14 protein-coding genes are annotated in these 21,676 nt (G+C 66.3%); 1 reads left to right on the forward strand and 13 read right to left on the reverse strand.

Annotation, left to right across the window (positions count from 1 at the left end):
* Window positions 1–342: 342 nt before the first annotated feature.
* From ACSQ3M_RS10260 to ACSQ3M_RS10310, 11 genes are all read right to left on the reverse strand, one after another.
* Window positions 343–6,837 carry an autotransporter-associated beta strand repeat-containing protein gene (locus ACSQ3M_RS10260; RefSeq protein WP_436149957.1) on the reverse strand — a complete coding sequence of 2,165 codons (6,495 nt, stop codon included), beginning with the start codon at window positions 6,835–6,837 and terminating at the stop codon, window positions 343–345.
* Window positions 6,838–7,462: 625 nt separating this feature from the next.
* Window positions 7,463–8,818, reverse strand: coding sequence for a winged helix-turn-helix domain-containing protein (locus tag ACSQ3M_RS10265; protein ID WP_436149958.1), 1,356 nt, complete (start codon window positions 8,816–8,818; stop codon window positions 7,463–7,465).
* Between the two features lie 313 nt (window positions 8,819–9,131).
* Complete coding sequence (locus ACSQ3M_RS10270; protein WP_436149959.1) at window positions 9,132–10,571, reverse strand: NAD-dependent succinate-semialdehyde dehydrogenase; 1,440 nt, start codon at window positions 10,569–10,571, stop codon at window positions 9,132–9,134.
* Window positions 10,572–10,588: 17 nt separating this feature from the next.
* Window positions 10,589–12,313 (reverse strand): L-arabinonate dehydratase, encoded by a 1,725-nt coding sequence (gene araD, locus ACSQ3M_RS10275; RefSeq protein ID WP_436149960.1) that lies wholly within the window; start codon window positions 12,311–12,313, stop codon window positions 10,589–10,591.
* Complete coding sequence (locus ACSQ3M_RS10280; RefSeq protein WP_436149961.1) at window positions 12,310–13,131, reverse strand: SDR family NAD(P)-dependent oxidoreductase; 822 nt, start codon at window positions 13,129–13,131, stop codon at window positions 12,310–12,312. Before ACSQ3M_RS10280 ends, araD begins: the two co-directional genes overlap by 4 nt.
* On the reverse strand, window positions 13,128–13,769 hold the full coding sequence (locus ACSQ3M_RS10285) for an ATP-binding cassette domain-containing protein (RefSeq protein ID WP_436149962.1): 642 nt from the start codon (window positions 13,767–13,769) through the stop codon (window positions 13,128–13,130). Before ACSQ3M_RS10285 ends, ACSQ3M_RS10280 begins: the two co-directional genes overlap by 4 nt.
* 2 nt (window positions 13,770–13,771) lie before the next feature.
* Complete coding sequence (locus ACSQ3M_RS10290; protein ID WP_436149963.1) at window positions 13,772–14,467, reverse strand: ABC transporter ATP-binding protein; 696 nt, start codon at window positions 14,465–14,467, stop codon at window positions 13,772–13,774.
* Window positions 14,460–15,209, reverse strand: a complete 750-nt coding sequence (locus ACSQ3M_RS10295; RefSeq protein WP_436149964.1) for an ABC transporter ATP-binding protein — start codon at window positions 15,207–15,209, stop codon at window positions 14,460–14,462. The genes ACSQ3M_RS10290 and ACSQ3M_RS10295 overlap by 8 nt, the downstream gene beginning before the upstream one ends.
* Complete coding sequence (locus ACSQ3M_RS10300; RefSeq protein ID WP_436149965.1) at window positions 15,209–16,237, reverse strand: branched-chain amino acid ABC transporter permease; 1,029 nt, start codon at window positions 16,235–16,237, stop codon at window positions 15,209–15,211. Before ACSQ3M_RS10300 ends, ACSQ3M_RS10295 begins: the two co-directional genes overlap by 1 nt.
* A 4-nt stretch (window positions 16,238–16,241) precedes the next feature.
* Window positions 16,242–17,162: a branched-chain amino acid ABC transporter permease gene (locus ACSQ3M_RS10305; RefSeq protein WP_436149966.1), complete on the reverse strand. Its 921-nt coding sequence runs from the start codon at window positions 17,160–17,162 to the stop codon at window positions 16,242–16,244.
* A gap of 71 nt (window positions 17,163–17,233) precedes the next feature.
* Window positions 17,234–18,523 (reverse strand): ABC transporter substrate-binding protein, encoded by a 1,290-nt coding sequence (locus tag ACSQ3M_RS10310; protein WP_436149967.1) that lies wholly within the window; start codon window positions 18,521–18,523, stop codon window positions 17,234–17,236.
* Between the two features lie 155 nt (window positions 18,524–18,678).
* On the opposite strand from ACSQ3M_RS10310, the gene ACSQ3M_RS10315 reads away from it, so the two are divergent.
* Entirely contained in the window at window positions 18,679–19,536 is an 858-nt protein-coding gene (locus tag ACSQ3M_RS10315) for a MurR/RpiR family transcriptional regulator (RefSeq protein WP_436149968.1), read from the forward strand.
* Window positions 19,537–20,117: 581 nt separating this feature from the next.
* Here the strand turns inward: ACSQ3M_RS10315 and ACSQ3M_RS10320 are convergent.
* Both ACSQ3M_RS10320 and ACSQ3M_RS10325 read right to left on the reverse strand, forming a co-directional pair.
* Entirely contained in the window at window positions 20,118–20,774 is a 657-nt protein-coding gene (locus tag ACSQ3M_RS10320; protein ID WP_436149969.1) for a flavin reductase family protein, read from the reverse strand.
* 9 nt (window positions 20,775–20,783) lie between these two features.
* The gene (locus tag ACSQ3M_RS10325; RefSeq protein ID WP_436149970.1) at window positions 20,784–21,671 is read right to left on the reverse strand and encodes an alpha/beta hydrolase; all 888 of its coding nucleotides are present in this window, start codon (window positions 21,669–21,671) and stop codon (window positions 20,784–20,786) included.
* Window positions 21,672–21,676 lie beyond the last annotated feature (5 nt).

Consider the following 21,676-nt stretch of genomic DNA (forward strand, 5'->3'; position numbering starts at 1 on the left):
GACCTCCCACATATGCTGCAGGCCGTGGCGAATTCGCCGGCATGTCCGGGCGTTAGCGCTGGGGCGGTCTCTCTCGTAAAGCGAAAATTCAAAAGAACTGGCGCTTTCCGGGAGCCATTCTCGGCGCGAGAGCCCTCTGCTTCGGTTGTCGGAGAGAACCGCAGTTCCCTGCAGCTGAGGCGATCGATGTCGCAAATTGGCCCATTCCCGACATCCAGAATGTCTGCTTGTGGGTAGGTTAACCCGTGGAGCGCCCTGCGAGGCCGAGACGGCGAAGATGGCGCCATTCGCTCCGCATCGGTACGATGCCTGCCAGCAGCGGTCCAAACGCTATCGCTTGGCTCAGAAGCTGACTCTCAACTGGGCTGTACCGCCAATGCGGCGAGTGTTTGCCGCGAGCTCGGAGTCGATGCGCATGCCAAGGCTCACGCTGGGGCTGAGCTTGATGTCGGCCCCCGCCGCGAGCAGGGCCGCGTTGCGGTCAGGCCTTGCGCCCGTGACGCCGAAGCTGGCTCCGGCAAGCCCATTGATCGAGGCGGTGAGGTCGGCGTCGCGCTGGTAGTAATGGCCCCAGGCGGCGCGGACGAAGCCCGTGACGGGAGAGGCGCCCGCGATCAGGTTGGCGTCGAGCTGCAGGCCGAGCTCGCTGCGGCTGGTCATGTCGGAGCGCCGCGCCAGCGTCAGCATGCCTGCGGTCGCGCCCGACCCGTCGCGCTCGACTGCGGCCGGGCTGCTCGCCCGCACGGCCTGGAAGGCGGCGAGCGGCGAGAGCGTGATGCCGCTCCAGGTGATGACCGGCAGGCTCGCCTCGATCCGGCCGCTCCAGGCCTGCGTCGCGTAGGAGGCGGCAACGCCGGTGCGGCCGAGCGCCGGGATCGCGCGAGTGGTGTCGGTGTCGAGCCTGGCATAGCCGAGCGCGGCGGCGACATTGACCGTGCCGAGCGTGGTGCGCCCGTAAAGCCCGGCCTGAAAGACATCAGCCTTCGCCTTGCCGAGCCCACCCGAAAGCGAGGCGTGCGACTGGCCGTTCGCGACAGCGATACCCGCGACCGTGTTGGAGCCAAGCCTGACGTCGGCTCCAACCGCGACATGACCGTCGGAGAGGTTGCGGTTCGACGAGCCCACGACCTTGTCGCCGTCAGTGCGACCCGTCGAGCCGAATGTCGCGCCCCAGAGCGAGAAGCGCGCCGGGTCGAGGCTCGTCCGTCCCGGCCCCTCCTGCCTCGATGGCAGGTCGGCTGTGAAGCCGGCCGCGCCTCCGGGGCCGCTCGCGGCGCCCGCGAGCCTGCCGGCGCCCGATCCGTCGAGCATTGTGCGCAGGAACTGCCCCGCCGCGCTGTTGGCCATCGCAGTCGCCGCGGTGTGTGTCTCGCCGGAGAGCTGATTCACGGCGCCGGGAATGGCGGCCGCCGGCAGGTTGTAGATCGCGAAGAGCACAGACGGATCGGCGCCGTTCGCGACCGCCGCGTCGATGCCCAGTGCCACCGCATAGGCATTGGCTGGTCGGCTCAAGCCAAGACGCGTGGGTGGCGTCGGGGCGGGATCGACAATGATCGGCGCCAGCGACTTCGGCGTCAGGGTCAGCTGCACGTCGGTCGCGGTATAGGCGACGCTCGCGGTGACGCCGTCGCCGAAGGAGCCGGTGGTGTCGACAGGGCTGAAGGTGCCGGTGCGCCCTCCCGCCGCCGAGAGCAGCGTGTAGGGTGCGGAAAACAGATAGGCGCCGCCGAGCGGCACGAGCCGCAGCGTGCCGGCGAGCGAGGCCGTGCCGGTGACGTTGATCCGGTCCGAAACCGCGCCCTGTACCTCGGCGAGATAGAGCGAGCCCGCCCCCAGCACGAGATTGCCATTCACCGTCAGCGTACCCGGCGAATTTCCGGGGGAGAGCGTGCCGTGCACGATCATCGAGGGCAGCTGGCCCGAGCCGCCGATCATGGCGCCGGCTGCCACGGTGACACCGGACGACGCGGCGATCGAGCCGCTCACGATCAGCGAGCCGCCATTGATGGCGGTCGCGCCGGTATAGGTGCTGACGCCAGACAAGGTCTGCGTGCCGGCGGCGAGCGTCAGCCCGCCACTGCCGGCGACCGTACCGGAAAATGTGGTGGATGCGGCGTTGGCGAGCGTCAGCCGCCCGGCGCCGAGCGCCACATTGCCCGCGCCGGCGAGCGAGGCGATGGCCTGATCGAAGCCGTTGGCGTCGAGGGCGGCGCCTGCCGCGACCGTGACCGTGCTTGCAGCGCTGAACCGGTTGGCCGCATTCGCCCGCAACGTGCCGGCATTGACCGCCGTCGCGCCGACATAGCTTGCCGCGCCTGCCAGCGTGGTGACGCCGGTGCCGTTCTGCTGCAGTTCGCCTGTGCCCGAGATGTCGCCGGGCAGCGTCAGCGCGTCGGAGCGGTTGATCGCAAGGACGCCGTTGTTGGTGACATCGCCGACAATCGAACCGGTGGTGCCACCATTGCCGATCTGCAAGGCGCCGGCGTTTACGGTGGTACCGCCCGTATAAGAGTTGGTGCCGGTCAGGATGAGCGTGCCGGTGCCGTTCTGCTGCACCGCGCCGGTGCCCGAGATGTCGCCGGGCAGTGTCAGCGTGTCGGAGCGGTTGATCGCAAGGACCGCGTTGTCGGTGATATCGCCGATAATCGAACCGATGGTGCCGCCATCGCCGATCTGCAAGGTGCCGGCGCTGATCGTGGTGCCGCCCGTATAAGTGTTGGTACCGGTCAGGACGAGCATGCCGGTGCCGTTCTGATGCAGTGCGCCGGTGCCGGACACGACATTGCCAAAGGTCACCGTGTCGGAGCGGTTGATCGCAAAGATCGCGTTGCTGGTGACATCGCCGACAATCGAGCCGGTGGTGCCGCCATTACCGAGCTGCAAGGTGCCGGCGTTGATGGTCGTGCCGCCATCATAGCTGTTGGTGCCGGTCAGGACGAGCGTGCCGGTGCCCTGCTTGGTCAGGCCAATGCCAGCGCCGGCGATGGTCGAGTCGATCGTCGCCGTGACGCCTGCATCGGTCGTGATAAAGCTCTTGGCCGGATCGCTGAAGGGATCGCCGGTCATGTTCAACGTTCCGCCGATCAGCGAATAGCCGCCAACCGTGAATTGCAGACCCTGAATGTTCTGCGCGCCAGCGACGGTGACCGTTCCCGCTGTCCCAGCAAAAATGCCGACGCCCGCGCGCCATTGGTCATTAATTTGCGCGCCGGGCAGCGAAGTCCAGTTCGTGTTGCCGGCATTCCACGTCGCGGTTCCGCCATTGGCGGTCCCGTTGCCGGCCGTATCGGCACCATCCCAGAATTGAACGATCTGACCGGCCCCGGCCAGCAGCACGTTCAGCTGGTTCGGGATCGTCGTGTAGATCGTATGGTTCAACGCTCCGGAATTGACGGTGCCATAGGATCCGGAGATCGTTCCCGCCACCTCGTAAAGGCGGTACCAGCCTGCCGTCGCCGCGACGAGGTTGAGCGTGCCGCCCATCGAAAGATTGCCGCCGACATTCACAAAATCATTGCTCGCGCCGCCAACGACACCGGGCTGCCCAAGCTCAAAATTACTGATTGCGCCGGCGTTCTGAACCAGATTGCCGCTGATGGTCAGTGTCCCCGGACTGAAGCCCGCGGACAGGACGCCGCCTGCATTGACCGCGACATTGCCGCCGACCGTGCCGGTTCCGCCGAGCGTGCCGCCATTGTTGACGTTGACCGCGGCCGCACCGTTGCCGAGCGTTCCGCCCGCGCCCATCAGTAGCCTACCGGAATTGACATTGACCGTTCCGCTGAAGGCCGAGCTGTTCCCCGTCAGGGTCTCGGTCCCGGCCGTCAGCGTCAGCCCGCCACTTCCAACAAAGGCACCGCCAAACGTGCCTGACGCGTTCGACAGCGTCAGCGTCCGGGAGCCGAGCGCCACGGTGCCGCCGGTGCCGGCCAGCGACTTGATCGTCGCGCCACCGCCTGTCGAAGCGGAAATATCAAAGGACGCGCCCGCTGCCGTGCTCACACCACTCGATGCCGCGATGCTGCCGGTGCCGCTCAGCGCCAGGGTGCCACCGTTGATGGTGGTCGCGCCCGAATAAGTGTTCGCGCCGGAGAGAGTCTGCGTGCCGGCCGCGAGCGTCACCCCGCCCGCATCCGAAATGGCACCGCCGAAGGTTCCGGAGGCGTTTGAAAGGGTCAGCGTGCGCGAACCGAGCGTCACGGTGCCCCCAGTGCCAGCCAGCGCCTTGATGGTCACGTTGGAGTTCGCCCAAGTGAGGTCGAGACCCGCATTGGTCGCAAGGTTCACGCCGCTGGACGAGGCGATGCTGCCATTGCCGGCTATAGCCAGAACGCCGCCATTGATGGTTGTCGCGCCGGTATAGCCATTGATCCCGACCAGGGCTTCACTGCCGGCCATCAGCGTCAGCCCGCCGCTTCCATTGATGGCGCCGGCGAATGTGCCGGAGGGGTCAAAGAAGCCGGCAGTGGCGTTCGACAGTGTCAGCGTATTCGCGCCGAGCGTCACGGTTCCGCCAGTGCCACCCAGCGACTGGATGGTCGCGCCGCCCGTCGAAGCGGAGATATCAAGGACCGCGCCCGCTGCAGTGATCACGCCACTCGAGGCCGCGATGCTGCCGGCGCCGCTCAGCGCCAGCGTGCCACCGTTGAGGGTGGTGCCGCCCGTGTAGGTGGTGGCGCCGGTCAGGGTCTCGGTCCCGGCCGTGAGCGCCAACCCGCCGCTTCCGGTGAGGTCGCCAGCAAAACTGCCATGCGCGTTCGACAGCGTCAGCGTCTTGGAGCCCAGCGTCACGGTCCCGCCGCTGCCGGCGAGCGACTTGATGGTTGCGCCAGGCGTGTTCGAATTGGAAATGTCGAACGCCGCGCCCGTTGCCAGTATCACGCCACTCGAAGCCGCGATGCTGCCGGCTTCGGCCAACAATAAAGTGCCGCCATTGATGGTGGTGGCGCCGGTATAGCCATTGACCCCGATCAGGAATTCGGTCCCGGCCGTCAGCGTCAACCCGCCACTGCCATTGATGGAGCCGGCGACCACGCCGGAAGCGTTCGACAGCGTCAGCGTTTTGGCGCCGAGCGATACCGTTCCACCGAACCCGCTGAAGTAGTCATCGGTCAGCGATCGGATGGTCGTACCAGGACCCGCCACACCGGAAATGTCGAGATGACCCAGATATGATAGGTCCACGCCACTCGAAGCCGCGAGGCTGCCGGTGCCGCTCAATGCCAGCGTGGCAAGCGATAAGAGCGTGCTCCCCGTGTATCCGTTGTTCCCGGTCAGGGTCAGGGTCCCGCCCAGCGTGACGACGACTCGGAGGTTGCCGCTTCCGTTGATCACGCCGTCGAACGTCGTGGAGGCGACTCCCGTATTCACGGTCAGCGTGTTGGCGCCGAGCAGGATGGTTCCACCGTTGCCGGCCAGCGACCCGATGTCGGTGCCAGAGGTCGTCGCGGCCGAAATGTCGAAAACCGCGCCCGCCGTCAAAATCACGCTGCTCGAAGCAGAAATTTTGGCGCTGCCGGCAAGGGCCAAAGTGCTGCCCGCGCTAACCGTCGTCGAGCCGGTGTATGTGTTGACATTCGTGAGCGTGAGCCTGCCCGCGCCGTTCTGAATCACCGACCCCGAGCCGGTGATGGGATTGGACAGGGTGACATCGGAGGATTGATTGAACGCCACGCTGCCGGCGACGTTGATGGCGCCAGTCAGAGCCCAGCCGTTCTGGAGGTTGATCGTATTGGCGCCGCCCGTGAAGTTGATGGCACTGCCGCCCGATCCGCCCGCGATGGTTCCGCTGTTGTTGATGGTCAGGCCGCTGCCAACAACGCCGGCGCCGCCCCCCGACCCGCCGGCGATGAGCCCGCCGTTGTTGATGGTCAGTCCGCTGCCGGCAACGCCGGCGCCGCCTTGACCGCCCGCGCCAGCTGAGCCGGGATGGCCGTCATGGAGGCCGCTGCCTCCGGCGCCGCCATTGCCGCCCGCACCGCCGGCGCCGCCCAGGATGCTACCGGTGTTCGTCAGTATCACACCCAGATCCATGACCGTGACGCCGTTGCCGCCGGCGCCGCCGGTGCCGCCGTCGCCGCCAAAGCCGCCTTGCCCCGGTGGTGGTACCGGCGTGACGACCGAACCGCCGAGGCCGCCCGCACCGCCGGCGCCACCGCTGATGGTCGATGAGTTGGACATGACCGTGCTGGCTCCGGTCAGCTGCAGGCCGTCGCCGCCGGCACCGCCGCCGCCGCCGCCGCCGGCATTGACTGGACCGCCGCCATTGCCACCGGCCCCGCCGGCCCCGCCGGCCCCGCCGGCCAAAGGCGTTACGTTGCTGGCCGGCCCCGCGATCGTCAGCCCGGTAAGGCCGCCACCGCCACCGCCACCACCGCCGCCGCCACCGCCACCAACGCCACCAAGACCACTTGCCGTCCCGTCACCCCCAGCCGCGCCGGTCGCCCCGGCCCCGGCACCCGCGCCGCCGCCGCCGCCCGTGTCAAAGGGCGGATAGTCGAAGCCCGCGGTGCCGCTACCGCCGGCGCCGCCGCCACTACCGCCGCCGCCGCCACAGCCGCCGCCGCCGCCTTGGCCAGCGCCCTGGGTGGCGATGCCGCCGGTTGCACCGGGTTGACCGTAAGCGCCACCTGCGCCGCCACTGCAGGAGTTGTCGCTACCGCCGCCATTGCCGCCGCTCTGCGCGGCTGCCGGCACGGCGCCAGCGACGATCAGGGCGATGGATAGGCCGCTGACGAGCGCGGTGGCGGCAAGCAGGCCGCGGCGGCGTTCCGAGACATTCAGGGAGCGATCGCTGCGCGAAAGAGTGCGGTTGGATGAGACCAGAATACAGACCAAAACACATTCCCCGCAGCCCAGATATCGCGTTTGAAGCTCCCGGCCTTTGCAGCGCCGGTCGTGCGTGGACCCGTTAAGCGGGGCTACAGTTTCAGGAGGGCCGCAGTGCGCTTCATGGCGAGGTCTCCGGCAGGGCGACATGACCCCTGCGCGGAACTAGGCGGACGTGGCGGCACCCGTCCTGAAACCCGAACGAAAAATATCCGAAATTTACCCGAAACTCAGCGGGACAGGCTTGTCCTCGATGTTTCGCCGAAGGCGCCTTTTTTGCAGTCCCGCAACCATATTTCGGCTGATCAGGGACAATTCGCCCGCAAACGGAGCCACCGACTGACTGGCGCAACGCTTCGCCGCTCAACGCTTTCGAGAGCGTTGGACTTCGGCAGCTTCATGCCCGACGCCATAGGTAGCTGCGCCGCTGCCGTAGACGTCGCCACCGCCGCTGTCCGGTGGTTCGATGCCCGTTTCCGCAGCCGCCCGTGCCGGATGGATCGCGGCAATGCGATAGCGACGCCCGAAGGAGGCGAAGACCGCCTGGACCTCATCATCTCGCAGGCTGCGAGGCTTCGATGATGCGGGGTTGGAACCGGGCCGAGGCTCAGGCGCAAGCTGACAATGGCCGCTCCTAACGGCCGACCTCGGCCCAGCCCATCCGGTGCAACGGGGCCAGAACCGCCGTCTCGAAACGGGCGCGATAGGCGGCCTCATCCGACATGCCAAGCGCCCGCAGCGGACGCGCCAGGAGCGCCAGATCCCGCTGCCGCAGATTGGTATCAAGCGCCTGCGCCTCGGCCAGGCGACCGGCGCCTTGCAGCGCAACCAGGCGATAAAAAAGCCGTTCCTCAACTGGAAAATTGAGCCCGGTGGACGTCAGAAAGTCATCGGCTGCCTCGTCCGGCTGCCCGGTCATCAGCTTCGCCAAGCCGAGATAGACCCGCCATGTCGCCGCGAACTGGTGAACGGGTTTTTCCAGCAAGGCGGCGCGCAGCGGCAGCAGGGCGGATTCGGCGTCGCCCAGCATCAGATGCATGACACCGGCATTGGCACGGTCCACGACCCGGGTGGGGTCTGCGCCAGCGCGCTCGTAGAAAACGATCGCCTCGGCGAAGCGGCGGTGTTGCCTCAGGACGGCCGCCTGGGACGCAAGCGAAAGGGACGCTTCAGGCTTTGCCGCCATCGCCAGGGCGGCAAAGCGCTCCGCCTCGCGTAAGTCCCCCTCCCGGTCCCGACTGGCGCCGGTGGTGCGCAGATTCGTATGGACGAAGGCCGCCTCGGACGCCGCTTCCGCCAGGCGCGGTTCGACCGCGAGCGCGCGGATGAACAGCGGCAGGCTCGCACGCAGGCGTTCCTCATAGGTCCCGTCGCCTTGCTGGGCGGTCCGCCCTTCCGCCAGCAGTCGCCGCGCCTCGTCCCAAGAGGAGGGCTCCGCAGATGCCACAACGGACGGCGCTGCCGGAGCGGGCAGGCGGTTTGCGCTGATCCAGGCGGCGGCCGAAAACACGAGACCGAAGCCACCCACGATAAGGGCGGCCCAGGCCACGCGGCTGCGCGGTCGACTGCCAGCCTGCATCGGTGCTTCCGAGCCGGGCGGCGTTGCGGCATTGGGGCCGGAACCCGGGGTGAACAGCCCTGACGGATCGGCGGCTGGCCCAACCGGGCGCAACCGCGTCGCCATCACATAGCCCCGCCGTGCGTGGGTCTGCAGCATGTCCGCCTGGACGGTTCCCAGCGCGCGCCGGATTTCCGAAACGCATTGCGTCAAGCTGTCGTCCGAGACGGCAACATCGCCCCAGACGACGGTGAGCAAGGCGTCACGCGACACGATCTGGCCGGCATGTGCGAGCAGATGCGCGAGCACCGCCGTGGTCTTGGGGCGCAGCACCACCTCCCGCGCCTCAGCAGTCAGAACCCCACGCGTGAGGTCGAGGACGAAGCCATCGAAGGCGAGGAGGGTGCGCGGCGATTCCAGTTGGTCAGTCATCCTCACCAAAGCAATCTAGGCCTGCCCCAATTGGGAGGATCAGAGTAACCCTAATACATCGTTGAGTTGTCTGCCACTGGCCCGCTGCCGGTTTGGTGGGCGGCCAGTTGATCAATTCCGACTTTCGACTGGGCCAGGCTGCGAGAGCGAAAATGGCCAAGTCGGTTCGGCCCCATGCGCCCAATGCTGACCTCGTGCAGCCGAGCGACGAACGTCAGCTTTTGGACAACTCCTCAACGTCTGTAGCTGGCGCATTTCTTCCGGCCGGTGGAGGGCATTTGTGGCCTTTGCCGGGCGCCAGTTCGAGGTCATCTCATATCGATATGAAATGCGTGAGCTTGACGTTGAGATAGTCTTGGATGGCCTGACGGCCGCCTTCGCGCCCCATGCCGGAATGATTGATGCCGCCGAAGGGCGCCTCGGCATGGGCGATCATGAAGGTGTTGATCCCGACCATGCCGGCGCTGAGGCCGGCGCTGAGCGCCTCGGCATGGCGCTGGCTGCCCGTGAAGCCATAGGCGGCGAGCCCATAAGGCGTCGCGTTCGCCCGCGCGATCGCGTCGTCGAAGTCGCGAAAAGTGGCGATCGGCGCCAGCGGGCCGAAGGGTTCGTCGTGCATGATCCGGGCGGTGTCGGGCACGTCGGCGAAGACGGTCGGCTCGAAATAGAAGCCTTTGTTGCGGCTGGCGGGCCGTCGTCCGCCGGTAAGGCGCCTCGCGCCTGAGGTCTCGGTCTCGGCCGAAAGCAGCTCGATCCGGTCGCGCTGACTGGCGAGCGTCAGTGGGCCCATCGTCGTCGCCCGGTCTTGGCTGTCACCCAGCACCAGCGCTTCGGCCGCCTTGACCATGCCGCTGGCGAAGCGCTCGGCCAGGCTCTCATGCACATAGAAGCGGTTCGGCGCGATGCAGACCTGGCCGGCATTGCGGAACTTGAACTGCGCGCACAACGTCGCCGCGCTGTCGACGTCGGCGTCCTCGCAGATCACGACGGGCGCATGGCCGCCGAGCTCCATCGAGCAGCGCTTGACGGTCTTGGCGGCTTCGGCGAGCAGCATCTGGCCGACGCGCGTCGAGCCGGTCAGCGAGATCTTGCGCACCTCCTCAGCCGCCATCAAAGCGGGCGTGATCGTCTCGGCCGGGCCAAAGAGCATCTGGACGGTGCCGGCCGGCGCGCCGCCTTCGACGCAGGCCTCCGCGATCAGGGTCGAGGTCAGTGGCGTCTGTTCGGAAGGCCGGCAGATGATCGGGCAACCGGCGGCGAGCGCGGGAGCGATCTTGCGTGCCAGCAAATTGATCGGGAAATTCCAGGCGGTGAAGGCAGCGACGATGCCGACCGGCTCCAGCGCCGTGGCCAGGCGCCCGCCCTGGCGCGAGGGAATCGTCTCGCCGAAAAGGCGCTCGGCCTCGCCGGCAAACCAGTCGAACTGCTCGATCGCGATCAGCACCTCGCCTTCGGACTGGGCGATCGGCCGGCCGATCTCATAGGATAGCGCGCTGGCCAGTGCACCCTTGCGGGCTTCCATCGCTCGGGCGATGCCGCGCAGCACCTTGGCGCGCTCCCAGCCATGGACCTTCGACCAGGTCTTGAGCGCGGCGCGCGCATGGTGAAGCGCCTCCTCGACCTCGGCCGCGCCTGCACGCGGTGCCGTCCAGAGCAATTCCTCGGTGCAGGGATTGCAGACGGAGAGGGCGGGCAGCGCGGTAGCCGACCGGAACTCGCCGCCGATGAGAAGCTTCGGCGCAGGATTGGACATGGGTATCTCCAACTCAATCAAAGGATGTCCGGCTCGCCCACGGGCGCACCGAACGAGGTTTGCAGGAAATCGAAGTCGCAGCCCTCATGGGCCTGGCCGATATGGCGCGAGAACATCCAGCCATAGCCGCGCTCGAAGCGCGGCTCGGGGAGGCGCAGCGCGGCGCGCCGGCGCGCGAGTTCGGCCTCGTCGATCCCAAGCGAAATGCTGCGGCCCGCGACATCGACGCGGATGGGGTCGCCACTGCGGACGAGAGCGAGCGGGCCGCCGATATGGGCCTCGGGCGAGACATGCAGGATGCAGGCGCCGTAGCTCGTGCCCGACATCCGGGCATCAGACACCCGCAGCATGTCGCGCACGCCTTGCTCGAGGAGCTTCTTCGGAATCGGCAGCATGCCCCATTCCGGCATGCCAGGGCCGCCCTGCGGGCCGGCGCCGCGCATCACCAGGATCGTGTCGGCGGTGACGGCCAGATCGGGATCGTCGATCTCAGCCTTCATCTGTGCATAGCTGTCGAAGACGAGAGCGGGGCCGGTATGGTTGAGCAGGCGCTGCTCGGCCGCCGACGGCTTCATCACGCAGCCCAGCGGCGCGATGTTGCCATAGAGCACGGCCAGCGCCGGTTCCGTCGAAACCGGCCTGTCGAGGGGGCGGATGACGTCGTCGTTCCAGATCGGCGCGCCCTCTATCGCGGCGCCGAGCGTGCGCCCTTCTATGGTCAGCGCATCGAGAGATAAACGCGACGTTAGCCGGCTCATCAGCCCAGGCAGGCCGCCCGCATAGTAGAAATCCTCCATCAGATAGCGCTCGCCGGAGGGGCGGATGTTGGCCAGCACGGGGATGGTCCGGCTCGCCGCCTCGAAATCGCTGAGGCCGATATCCTGGCCGGCGCGGCGCGCCATCGCGATCAGGTGGATGATGGCGTTGGTCGAGCAGCCCATCGCCATCGCGACGGCGATGGCGTTCTTGAACGAGGCGAGCGAGAGCACGAGCGAGGGCCGCAGGTCCTCGCCAACCATCGCGACGATGCGCCGGCCAGTCTCGGTCGCCATGCGGATATGGCCGGAATCGGCGGCGGGGACGGACGAAGCGCCGGACAATGTCAGCCCCATCGCCTCGGCGATGGCCGTCATCGTGCTGGCCGTGCCCATCGTCATGCAGTGGCCGTAGGAACGGGCGATGCCGGCCTCGACCGCCTGCCATTCCTGCGCATCGATCTTGCCGGCGCGGCGATCGTCCCAGTATTTCCAGGCGTCGGAGCCGGAGCCGAGCACCTCGCCGCGCAGATTGCCACGCAGCATCGGCCCGGCCGGCAGGAAGATCGCCGGGAGGTCGGCGCTGATCGCCCCCAGGATGAGACCGGGCGTGGTCTTGTCGCAACCGCCCATCAGCACTGCGCCGTCGACCGGATGCGAGCGCAGCAGCTCCTCGGTCTCCATCGCGAGGAGGTTGCGATAGAGCATCGTCGTCGGCTTGACGAAATTCTCCGAGAGCGAGATCGCCGGCAGCTCCAGCGGAAAGCCGCCAGCCTGCAGCACGCCGCGCTTCACATCCTCGACGCGCTGGCGGAAATGCGCGTGGCAAGGGTTGATGTCGGACCAGGTGTTGATGATCGCGACGACCGGGCGGCCGTTCCAATCCTCGACGCCGTAGCCCATCTGCATCAGACGCGAGCGATGGCCGAAACCGCGAAGGTCGTCGGTGTCGAACCAGCAGGCGCTGCGAAGCGGCTTTCCCGTCATTGGCTCGCCGTCACGCCGCCGTCGATATAGACGATCTGGCCAGTCATATAGCTGCCGGCCGGCGCGGCGAAGGTGATGACCTGCCCGACGACCTCGACGGGGTCGCCGATCCGCCCGAGCGGATTGCGGTCGAGAATGAAGTCGCGAAAGCCCTCGCGCTCAAGATGAGGGCGGATCCGCTCGGACTGGATGAAGGTCGGCGCGACGCCGTTGACGGTGATGTTGTGCTCGGCCAGTTCCATCGCATGCTGCTTGACCAGCATGACGAGACCGCCCTTGGTGGCGCAGTAGGCCGAGTAGCCGCGATTGCGCAAGGCCAGCTGCGAACGCACCGAGAGCAGGTGGATCTGGCGGCCGCCTTTGCCCTGCGCGATCTGATGGCGGGCCACCGCCTGGCCCAGGAACATCGCCGATTTGAGGTTGATCTCGTAGACGTCGTCGAAGGTTTGCTCATCGACATCCATCAGCCGCTGCTCGCGCTGGATGCCGACGCAGTTGACGAGCACGTCGATGCCGCCCATCGCCTTGGCAGCACGGTCGGTCGCCACCGCGATCGCGGCCGGGTAGCGCGCATCGAGCTCGAAGCCATGGGTCTCGACGCCCTGCCCGCGCAGCCTGTCCGCCAACGCTTGCGCCTTGGCCCCGCTGGGTCCGGCGATGGCGACATGGGCGCCGTGCCGCGTCATCGCCAAGGCTATCGCCTCGCCCAGCGCACCGTAGCCGCCGGGCAGAAAGACACGCAGTCCGCGGATGGTAAAAAGCCGGTCGATCGCGTCGAGGTCGATCTGCGGCGTCAGGTGCCCTTCGGAGCGGTTCATGCGGCAGGCTCCAGGGCGGCGGCACGCTCCGTCAGCAGATTGCCGAGATAGGCGCGAGCCGGCTCGTGAGCGAGCAGGCCGGCATAGTCCGGCAGTGGCGTGACGACGCCCTTGTTGACGAAGATGAAGCGCTCGCAGATCTCCTCGAGGATCTCGAGATGGAAGCGCTCGTTGGGATGGACGCAGAGGAAGACCAGCCGGCCCTCGGCTCGCAACCGCCGGAAGAAATCGAGCATGAAGCCGATATAGCCATCCTGCGTATTGAACTGCGGCTCGTCGAAGAGATGGACAAGCGGGTATTTGCTGCCGGCGCGTTCCATCAGGGCGTTGGGGCGCAAAGACCGGAAATGCCTGACCTGGTAGGATTGATGGTAGTGGATCGCGAGGCGGTCGCGCTCGTCGGTGCGGACGCGGTGGATGTCGCGGCCGCAGATCCGCACCTCGCCCGATGTCGGGCTGTTCGAGCCGGTGATCAGTTCGAACAGCGTCGTCTTGCCCGAGCCGTTGGGGCCCATCATGCCGACGATCGCCGGTTCCTCGATGCTGAAATCCGCATCGAGCCTGAAGGTCGGCGTCCGGTCGAACCGGCCACGCGTGTAGGTCTTTGACAGATGGCTGACGTCAAGCATCGCGCTCATGGTCACATTCCGATCAGGCGCTGGCGCCGGGAGCTGTCGTCGAGCAGGGCGCGGGCCGGTCCTTCATGGACGATCCGGCCGCGGTCCATGACGTAGGCGCGGTCCGAGACTTCGAGCGCGGCAAGCGCGTTCTGCTCGACGATCAGCACGGAGATGCCCTCGGCCTTGAGGCGCCGCACCGTCGCCAGCACGTCCTGGACGATCTTGGGCGCCAGCCCCTGGCTCGGCTCGTCGAGCAGGACGAGGCCAGGCGAGCCCAGCAGCGCCCGCGAGATCGCGACCATCTGCATCTCGCCGCCGGAGAGGTTCTCGCATTCGCGCGGCATCAGATGCTCCAGCGCCGAGAAGATCGAGAACATCTCGCTGACCTGCCAGGACCGGAAACGGGTCTTGCGCATGCCGAGCTGCAGGTTGCGCGCGACGGTCAGCGTCGGGAAGACACGGCGGTCGTCCGGCACCCAGCCGATGCCCATGGCCGAGATGCGATGGGTCGGGCGACGGGTGATGTCCTGCCCGTCGAAATGGATCTGGCCGCGCCGCGCCGGCGTCAAGCCCAGGATCGAGCGGATGGTCGTGGTCTTGCCGGCGCCGTTGGCGCCAAGCAGCGAGACCACCTCGGCCTCGCCGACCCGCAGCGAAGTGCCGAACAGGGCCTGCGTCTCGCCATAGAAGGTTTCGATGTCGCGGACCTCAAGCATGGGTCGCCTCCGCCAATGTCGAGCGCCGCACCCATTTGTTGTCGCCGAGCTGCGTAGGCGTCCCCTCGGCGATGACCTGGCCCCAGTGGATCACCGAGATCCTGTCGGCGAGTTCGAACAGGAAGCGCATGTCGTGCTCGATCATCACGATCGTGTAGCGGTCGCGCAGGCGCTTCACGAGCAAAGCGAGGCGGCGCGTCGCCTCGGCGCCGAGGCCCGATGTCGGCTCGTCGAGGAAGAGGATGCGAGGCTCGGCCGCGAGGGCGACGGCGATCTCCAGCGCGCGGCGATCGCCATAGCTGAGCGAGGCTGCAGCGTCCCAGGCCCGTGCGACAAGGCCGACCTGATCGAGCACCGCCAGCGCCTGGTCGATCAGCGCTGTATCCGAGAAGACCGCCGACATCGCCCTGAGCCGGCGTGCTCTGAAGGCCGGCAGCGCCAGCATGACGTTCTCGATCACCACCGTGTCGTCGAACAGGTTCATCAGCTGGAAGGAGCGCGAGACGCCCATCCGGGCGATGCGCTGCGGCGGCAAGCCGGAGATGCGCTGACCGTCGAACAGCACCTCGCCGCGATCGGGCTTGTGCTGGCCGGTGAGGACATGGAAGCAGGTCGACTTGCCGGCGCCGTTCGGACCCATGATACCGCTGACTTGGCCTTCCTCGAAGGCGAGCGAGATATCTTCCAGTACGACACGCGAGCCGAAGCGCTTGTGGATGTTGCGGGCTTCGAAGAGGGCCATCACGCAGTCTCCGTCGCGGGCGCGGAGACTGCAGTCGGCTTCAGGGCGGGCCTGCGCCGCGACAGGTTGTGCAGCATGCCCGCCAGCCCCTCGGGCCGCAGCATCACCATCGCCATGAAGATCAGGCCGTACCAGAGCAACCAGGTCTCGGTCAGGCCGCCGAGGACGTCGCGGGCGACGAAGTAGAACACCACGCCCAGCACCGGCCCCCAGAAGCTGACGAGGCCGCCGCCGACCAGCACCATCATCACGATGAGGCCCGACTGATGCAGGCTCATCACATCGGGATAGGCGCTCTGCTGGGCCATCGCGAGCAGGCTTCCGGCGAGGCCGGCGATCACCGCAGAGAGTGTGAAGACGGCCCATTTGAAGCGCCAGACTTCGTAGCCGACGAAGCGCGCGCGGGTCTCATTCTGCCGGATCGCCTGCAGTACGCGGCCGAAGGGCGAGTTCGCCAGCCGCCAGCACAGCACGACCACGATCATCAGCAGCGCAGCGGCGAAGTAGAACAGCGCGCGGTTGTCGGTCAGGGCGACCTGCCAAGGTCCCAGCGTCAGCGGCGGGCGCGGAATGCCGAGCAGCCCGTCCTCGCCGCCGGTGACGCTATGGAGCTTCATGGCGAGGAACCAGAAGATCTGGCCGAAGCCGATCGTCAGCAGCGCATAGTAGATGCCGCGGCGGTGGGAGAGGAATGCCCCGACGAGGGCGCCCGCGACCCCAGCCGCCAGCACGGCTGCCAGGAGCCCGCCCCACAGGCTGACCGTGACATGGTGCTGGAACAGCCCGAAGGCATAGGCGCCGATCCCGAGATAGGCGCCGTGGCCGAAGGAGTGCAGGCCGGTATAGCCAAAGAGCAGGTTGAACCCGAGCGCGAAGCCGATCCAGATCGCGATCTCGATGCCGAGATATTGGTAGAGTCCGACGGCTGGCAGAAGGTATGGCGCGGCCAGCAGCAGCAAGGCGAGCACGATCATCGGCGGCGTGATCCAGGCCGAGGGGCGCGCAGGGATATCCGAAAGCGAGATCATGGCGTCAATTTTCCAGGGCGCTCTTGCGACCGAGCAGGCCGCGACTGCGGAATCCGAGGATCGCGATCAGGAGCAGGTACATCGACATCGTCGACCAGGCCGCCGCATAGGCACCGGTGATGCCCATAGCGAGGCCGACCAGAAGCGCCGCGATGACAGCGCCCCAGAAGCTGCCGACACCGCCGATGACGATGATGAGGAAGGCGGGAATGACGATGTCGACGCCGACATGGGGACGAAGGCCCCAGATCGGCACCATCACCACGCCGGCGAGTCCTGCCAGTGCCGCGCCGAAGCCGAAGACGACGAGCCTGAGCTTGGCGAGATCGTAGCCGAGCGCCCGGACCATCTCGCTGTCATGCGCGCCGGCCTTGATCACGGCGCCGGCCGAGGTGCGCTCCAGGAAGAGCCAGACGGCGATGATCGCGGCGATGCTGAAGCCGGCGGCGAAGAAGCGGTAAGTCGAGAAGATCATGCCGTTCAGCAGGAAGGCGCCGTTGATCGCCTGCGGCAGCGCGAGGTTCTGCTCACCCGTGCCCCAGATGAGGCGGATCAGCTCCTCGATGACGAGAGCGGCGCCGAAGGTCAGCAGCAGGCCGTAGAGCGGCGGCTTGCCATAGGTCGGGCGCAGGCAGAGCTCGAGCAGCATGCCGGCGAGCCCGGCGAGCGCCGGGCCGATGGCGAGCGCCAGCACATAGCGCAGGCCGAGCGGCAGGCCGAGCCACCAGGCGCCGAACGGCGTTCCGGCGAACCAGCTGCCGGCGATCACCGTCAGCGCGAAATAAGCGCCGATCGCGAACAACGAGCCGTGGGCGAGATTGATCACCTCCATCACGCCGACGATCAGGGTGAAGCCAAGGGCGATCAGCGCGAAGAGCAGGCCCAGCGTCAGGCCGTTGATGATATGCGGCAGAAGATCGATCATGCGGATCCGTCCAGAGGCAGCGCTGCCGTCATCCGCAGCCGCCAGATGACGGCCGCGGATGGCGAGGCGGATCAGGCGTCGAAGGTCGGCGTCTGTTCGTAGGATTCGAGCTTGCAGAGCTTGGCTGAGTCCGTATCGCGGACATCTTCCGCCTTGGCCTGGCTCAGGATGTCGAAGATATCGTCCTTCTCCTTCGGCGCCTTGTTGGCCGTGGCGAGGTAGATCGTCTGCTGGACCTGATGCGTCTGGGCGTCGATCGTCGCATCGAAATGCTGCATGCGGTCCCTGGCCGAGATCTTGTGGCCTTCGAGCGCCTTGATCACGGCGATGTTGTTGGTCGTGCCGGCCCGCTCGATGGCGCCGAGAAGCTCCCGGATCGACATGTAGCCATTGTAGAAGACGTTGCCGGGCGAGCGCATGGCGGTCTCGGGATACATCGCCTGGTAGCGCTTGACGAAGTCGGCGACGCCGGGAAGATCGAGGCGATAGTACCAGGTCGTGCCGAACACGCCGAAGAGCGTCTCGATCGGCAGGCCATAGACGTCATCCCAGTCCTGCTGGCTGTTGATCCAGGCCGGCTTGTCGCCCATCTTGAGCTGGACGACCTGCTGGCGCATCGCCTTCTGGTCGTCGCCACCGATCGCCGCCGAGATGACGCCGGGCTTGCGCTGCTGCACCTTGAGCAAGGCCGAGGTGAAGTCGCGGGTGCCTTGAGGGATCAGCACCTCCTCCATGACCTTGCCGCCATATTCCTTCAGCAGGGCTTTGGTCGCCGCGGCGGTATCGTGACCCCAGACATAATCGTTGGTCAGGAGCATCCAGTCCGGCCCGAAGCGCTCGATCGCGCTCTTGACCGCAGCCTTGGCGAAGTTGGTGCCGTTGCCGTCGAAGACGAACTTGACGCGGTGGCAGTTCTGGCCGGCCTCCGTCGGCGAGGACGAGTTCGTGTTGATGTAGATCACGCCGTATTTCTGGGCGACCTGGCTGATCGCGTTGGCGACGCCCGAATGGACCGCGCCGACCAGGAAACCGCATTGCTCGCGGCTGATCATGCGTTCCGCCACGCGGCTGCCAGTCGCGGCCGTGGTTTCCGTGTCGATATGGACGAACTCGACTTTGCGACCGAGAACGCCGCCGCGCTCATTGGCTTCGGCAATCGCCATCGCCATGCCGCGCTTGTCGCTGGCGCCGGAGTTCGCATACATGCCGCTGGCATCGGCCGTGATGCCGATCCGGAGTGGCTTGGCCGCGCCTTGCGCCCAGACGCGATTGTGCTTCCACGGGCCGGCAAACAGCGAAACCGCGGAAGCGGCGCCGGCGACGCCGAGCAGTCCACGCCGTGAAATCTTGGTCTTCGACATGATGTCCTCCCCGAAACGGGCGGGCTCGAGCCCGCCTCTTGCCTGATCGAAAGCCAGAACTAATTTTCAAAGAGCATGAATATTTTTTCTGTTATGTCAACTAGCCTCGTAAATTTTGTGCTTTATATCGCGCCGCGAGTAGGCTAGAAAAAATAATGAACGAAAATTCATTCAACAATCAGATACTAGCAGTCTCTTCGGGAGAGGCCGCGCAGGAGACGTTCGAGGCGCTACGCCAGCGTCTGCGCAATCGCTTCGATCAACTCAGTCCGCACCTGCAACGTATCGCGCGGTCGGCGCTCGAGAAGCCCAATGATTTTGCCTTGAACACCGTGGTCGTCATCGCCGGCGAACTCGAGGTCCAGCCATCGACACTGATCCGTTTCGCCAAGGAATTCGGTTATCGCGGCTTCTCGGAGATGCAGCGGGTCTTCCGGCTGCGCCTGATCGAAGGCGCACCCCGCGCTCGCGAAGAGGTCTTTGCACGACAGGTATCGCCGGGCGAGGCGAGGGATTTCGGCGGTTTGCTGAACGGCTGCGTCGACGCGCTCATCGCCTCGCTCGAGGATTTGCGGCGAACCGTTTCGCCAGACTCCCTCGAGAGGGCGACGCAAATGCTGCGCGAGGCCGAGCATGTCTACATTGCAGGCTTGCGCCGATCGCGGCCGATCGCGACCTATCTGGCTTATGGGCTGACGCGCTGCGAACGTCAGTGCAGCCTGCTCGACTTCGGCAGCGGCATGGCGGCGGAACAGATCGCCACCATGCGCTCCCGCGACCTCCTGGTCGCGATCGCGTTCACGCCCTACACGCAGTCGGTGGTCGACATCACGCTCGATACCCATCTCAGCGGCAAGCGCATCCTCGTGCTGACCGACGTGCCCGAGAGCCCCCTGGCTCGCCACGCGGACCTGACCTTCCTCGTCGACAATTCGGCCACCAGTCAGTTCAGGCCGATCTCGGGGGCAATCGCACTGGTTCAGACCTTGATCACAGGTCTAGGAACGAGATAATGAAGCAACGACGATCGCTAACGTTGGATTTCAGCAACGAACGTTAAATACCTCCCACTTCAAATCGCTGCAACCAATTCCGCCTGCAACCTTATCAAGACTGAAATTCATCACCCCTTTCGATGTATTGGCCGTTCGACTTTTGAGTTCATGCCCAAAATTGCTCAGTGCATGCCGATCGCTATGGCGATGAACTCCGAGGCGACCTCGCGCCGGCGATTGGAGGAGAAGAACATTCTTTCTATTTCGAAGAAAAGCCATCAAAACTAGAAAAACCACCTGCAGGGAGATGAAATCTCTACATTCGAGCCGACCGAGCTCGCCCGAAGCATTGCAGCGGACTTTTTCAACACAATCGACCCTTTGCCGGCTCTCGCGAGATCCGGTTTAGGGCGGTGTGACGGGCCGGTTGAGGCTGGCGTGATGGAGAACTGCGCGTACCGTCGGAGACCGCTACAGCCGCCGCTGACGCGAACATATGACGGGTAGCAGCGACCTTTCGGCTCGCCCGTCCTGGGAAGTGATTTGGGGCGCTGATCCAGCAGCCTTTTGCACTTTGAAGAGGTCGCACCTCGGACGATCTAGGTTCTGGCGGCGCTCTCCTCTCGCGACGCCCCCGCTCGCCATTCGGCCCAGTTCGGTCGCTTCAGGTGAAACAGGTCGGAAGTTCGAAGATAGGCCTCTCCGCCATGCATGCGGGCGATCAGCTCGAGCGCCGGGGTGTCGATATGGCAGCGTTCCGCATCCAGCACGAAGCGGTCCTCGACATGGGCGCACTGGACGCGGCCAATCACGATGGTCTGCAGCGGACCGGTGACGAGCGAGGTGAGCGCCTGGCATTCGAACGCCACCCGCGCTGTCCCGATGCGCGGCGGAGCGACGAAACGTGACGCCGCGGCCTCGAGCTCGGCCAGCGCCAATTCGTCGACCTCCGGCGGCGCATCGATGCAAGTCGTGTTCATCGCCGCTGCATCGGCTTCCGCCACCAGGTTGATGACGAATTCCCCGGTTTCGAGGATGTTGGCGGCGGTATCCTTCAGCAGGCCGGCTTTCGGCATGATGCCGATGGCGACGGTCGGCGGATCGTTGCCCATCATGTTGAAGAAGCTGAACGGAGCGGCGTTGAGCACGCCGTCGCGCGACAGCGTGGTGATCCAGGCGATCGGCCGCGGCACGATCGTCGCCGTCATGATCTTGTAGCGGTCCTGCGGCGGCAGCGCGCCCATGTCGAAGATCATGCCCGGGCCTCAGTCCTTCGGCCCGGAGCAGATGCCCATCGCCTTTGCGAGGGCGGGCGCCAGCACGCCATCGGGCCTGGCCAGATCGAGCGCGATGTCGAAATGATTGTGCCGCGGCATGGCGATCACCTCGCCGCGGTGGCCCGCCGCCATCCAGGCCGCGGCGTAGTCTGCCGTCTGCCGCCGGAACTCGCTGGTTTCCAGTCCGCCGACCGAGGCCAGCAATGTCGTGGCCGACCTATCGGGGATGTGCCGGATCGGGCTGTTGCGGGCGATCGCCGCATCGTCCAGCCCGAGCCAGGCATCGACATGAGTGGCGCGCAGCGGCGCGATGTCGTGCAACCCCGACAAAGCAAGGCCGACCGCAATCGCATCGTCCGGTAACCCGAAATCCGCCTGCCAGCCGCCGGCCAGCAGCATTCCGACGAGGTGGCCGCCGGCCGAGGAGCCGCCGACGGCAAGGCCGCCGGTCCCGTATTGCGCGCGGCGGGCGTGGAGAAAGGCTACGGCGGCGCGCGTCTGTCTGATGATTTCGTCGAGCGAGGCCTGCGGCGCCAGCGTGTAGTTCATCACCGCGACGGCAAAGCCATGCGCCTTGGGGCCCGGTACGACGAAGGCATTGTCGTCCTTCGAGCTCGCCCGCCAGTAGCCGCCATGGACCCAGAGGAAGAGCGGCGCGCCCGGTTCAGCAGGGTAGATATCGAGCGTCTCGCCGCTGGCCTCGTCATAGACGATGTCGGCGATGCGTTCGTGCTCCTGCTGCACCTCTGCGCTGACGGAGACGTATTTGGCATATTCGGCATCGAAGGAGGCGACGCTTTCGCGGGCATTGTATTCACAGTCGAGCGTGGCGCGGTCGAAGCTGCGGTAGATCGGTTCGTTGGTGTTGGATGCCATGGCGA

This window comes from Allobosea sp. LjRoot90 (genome assembly GCF_964254315.1).
Lineage (GTDB): Bacteria > Pseudomonadota > Alphaproteobacteria > Rhizobiales > Beijerinckiaceae > Allobosea.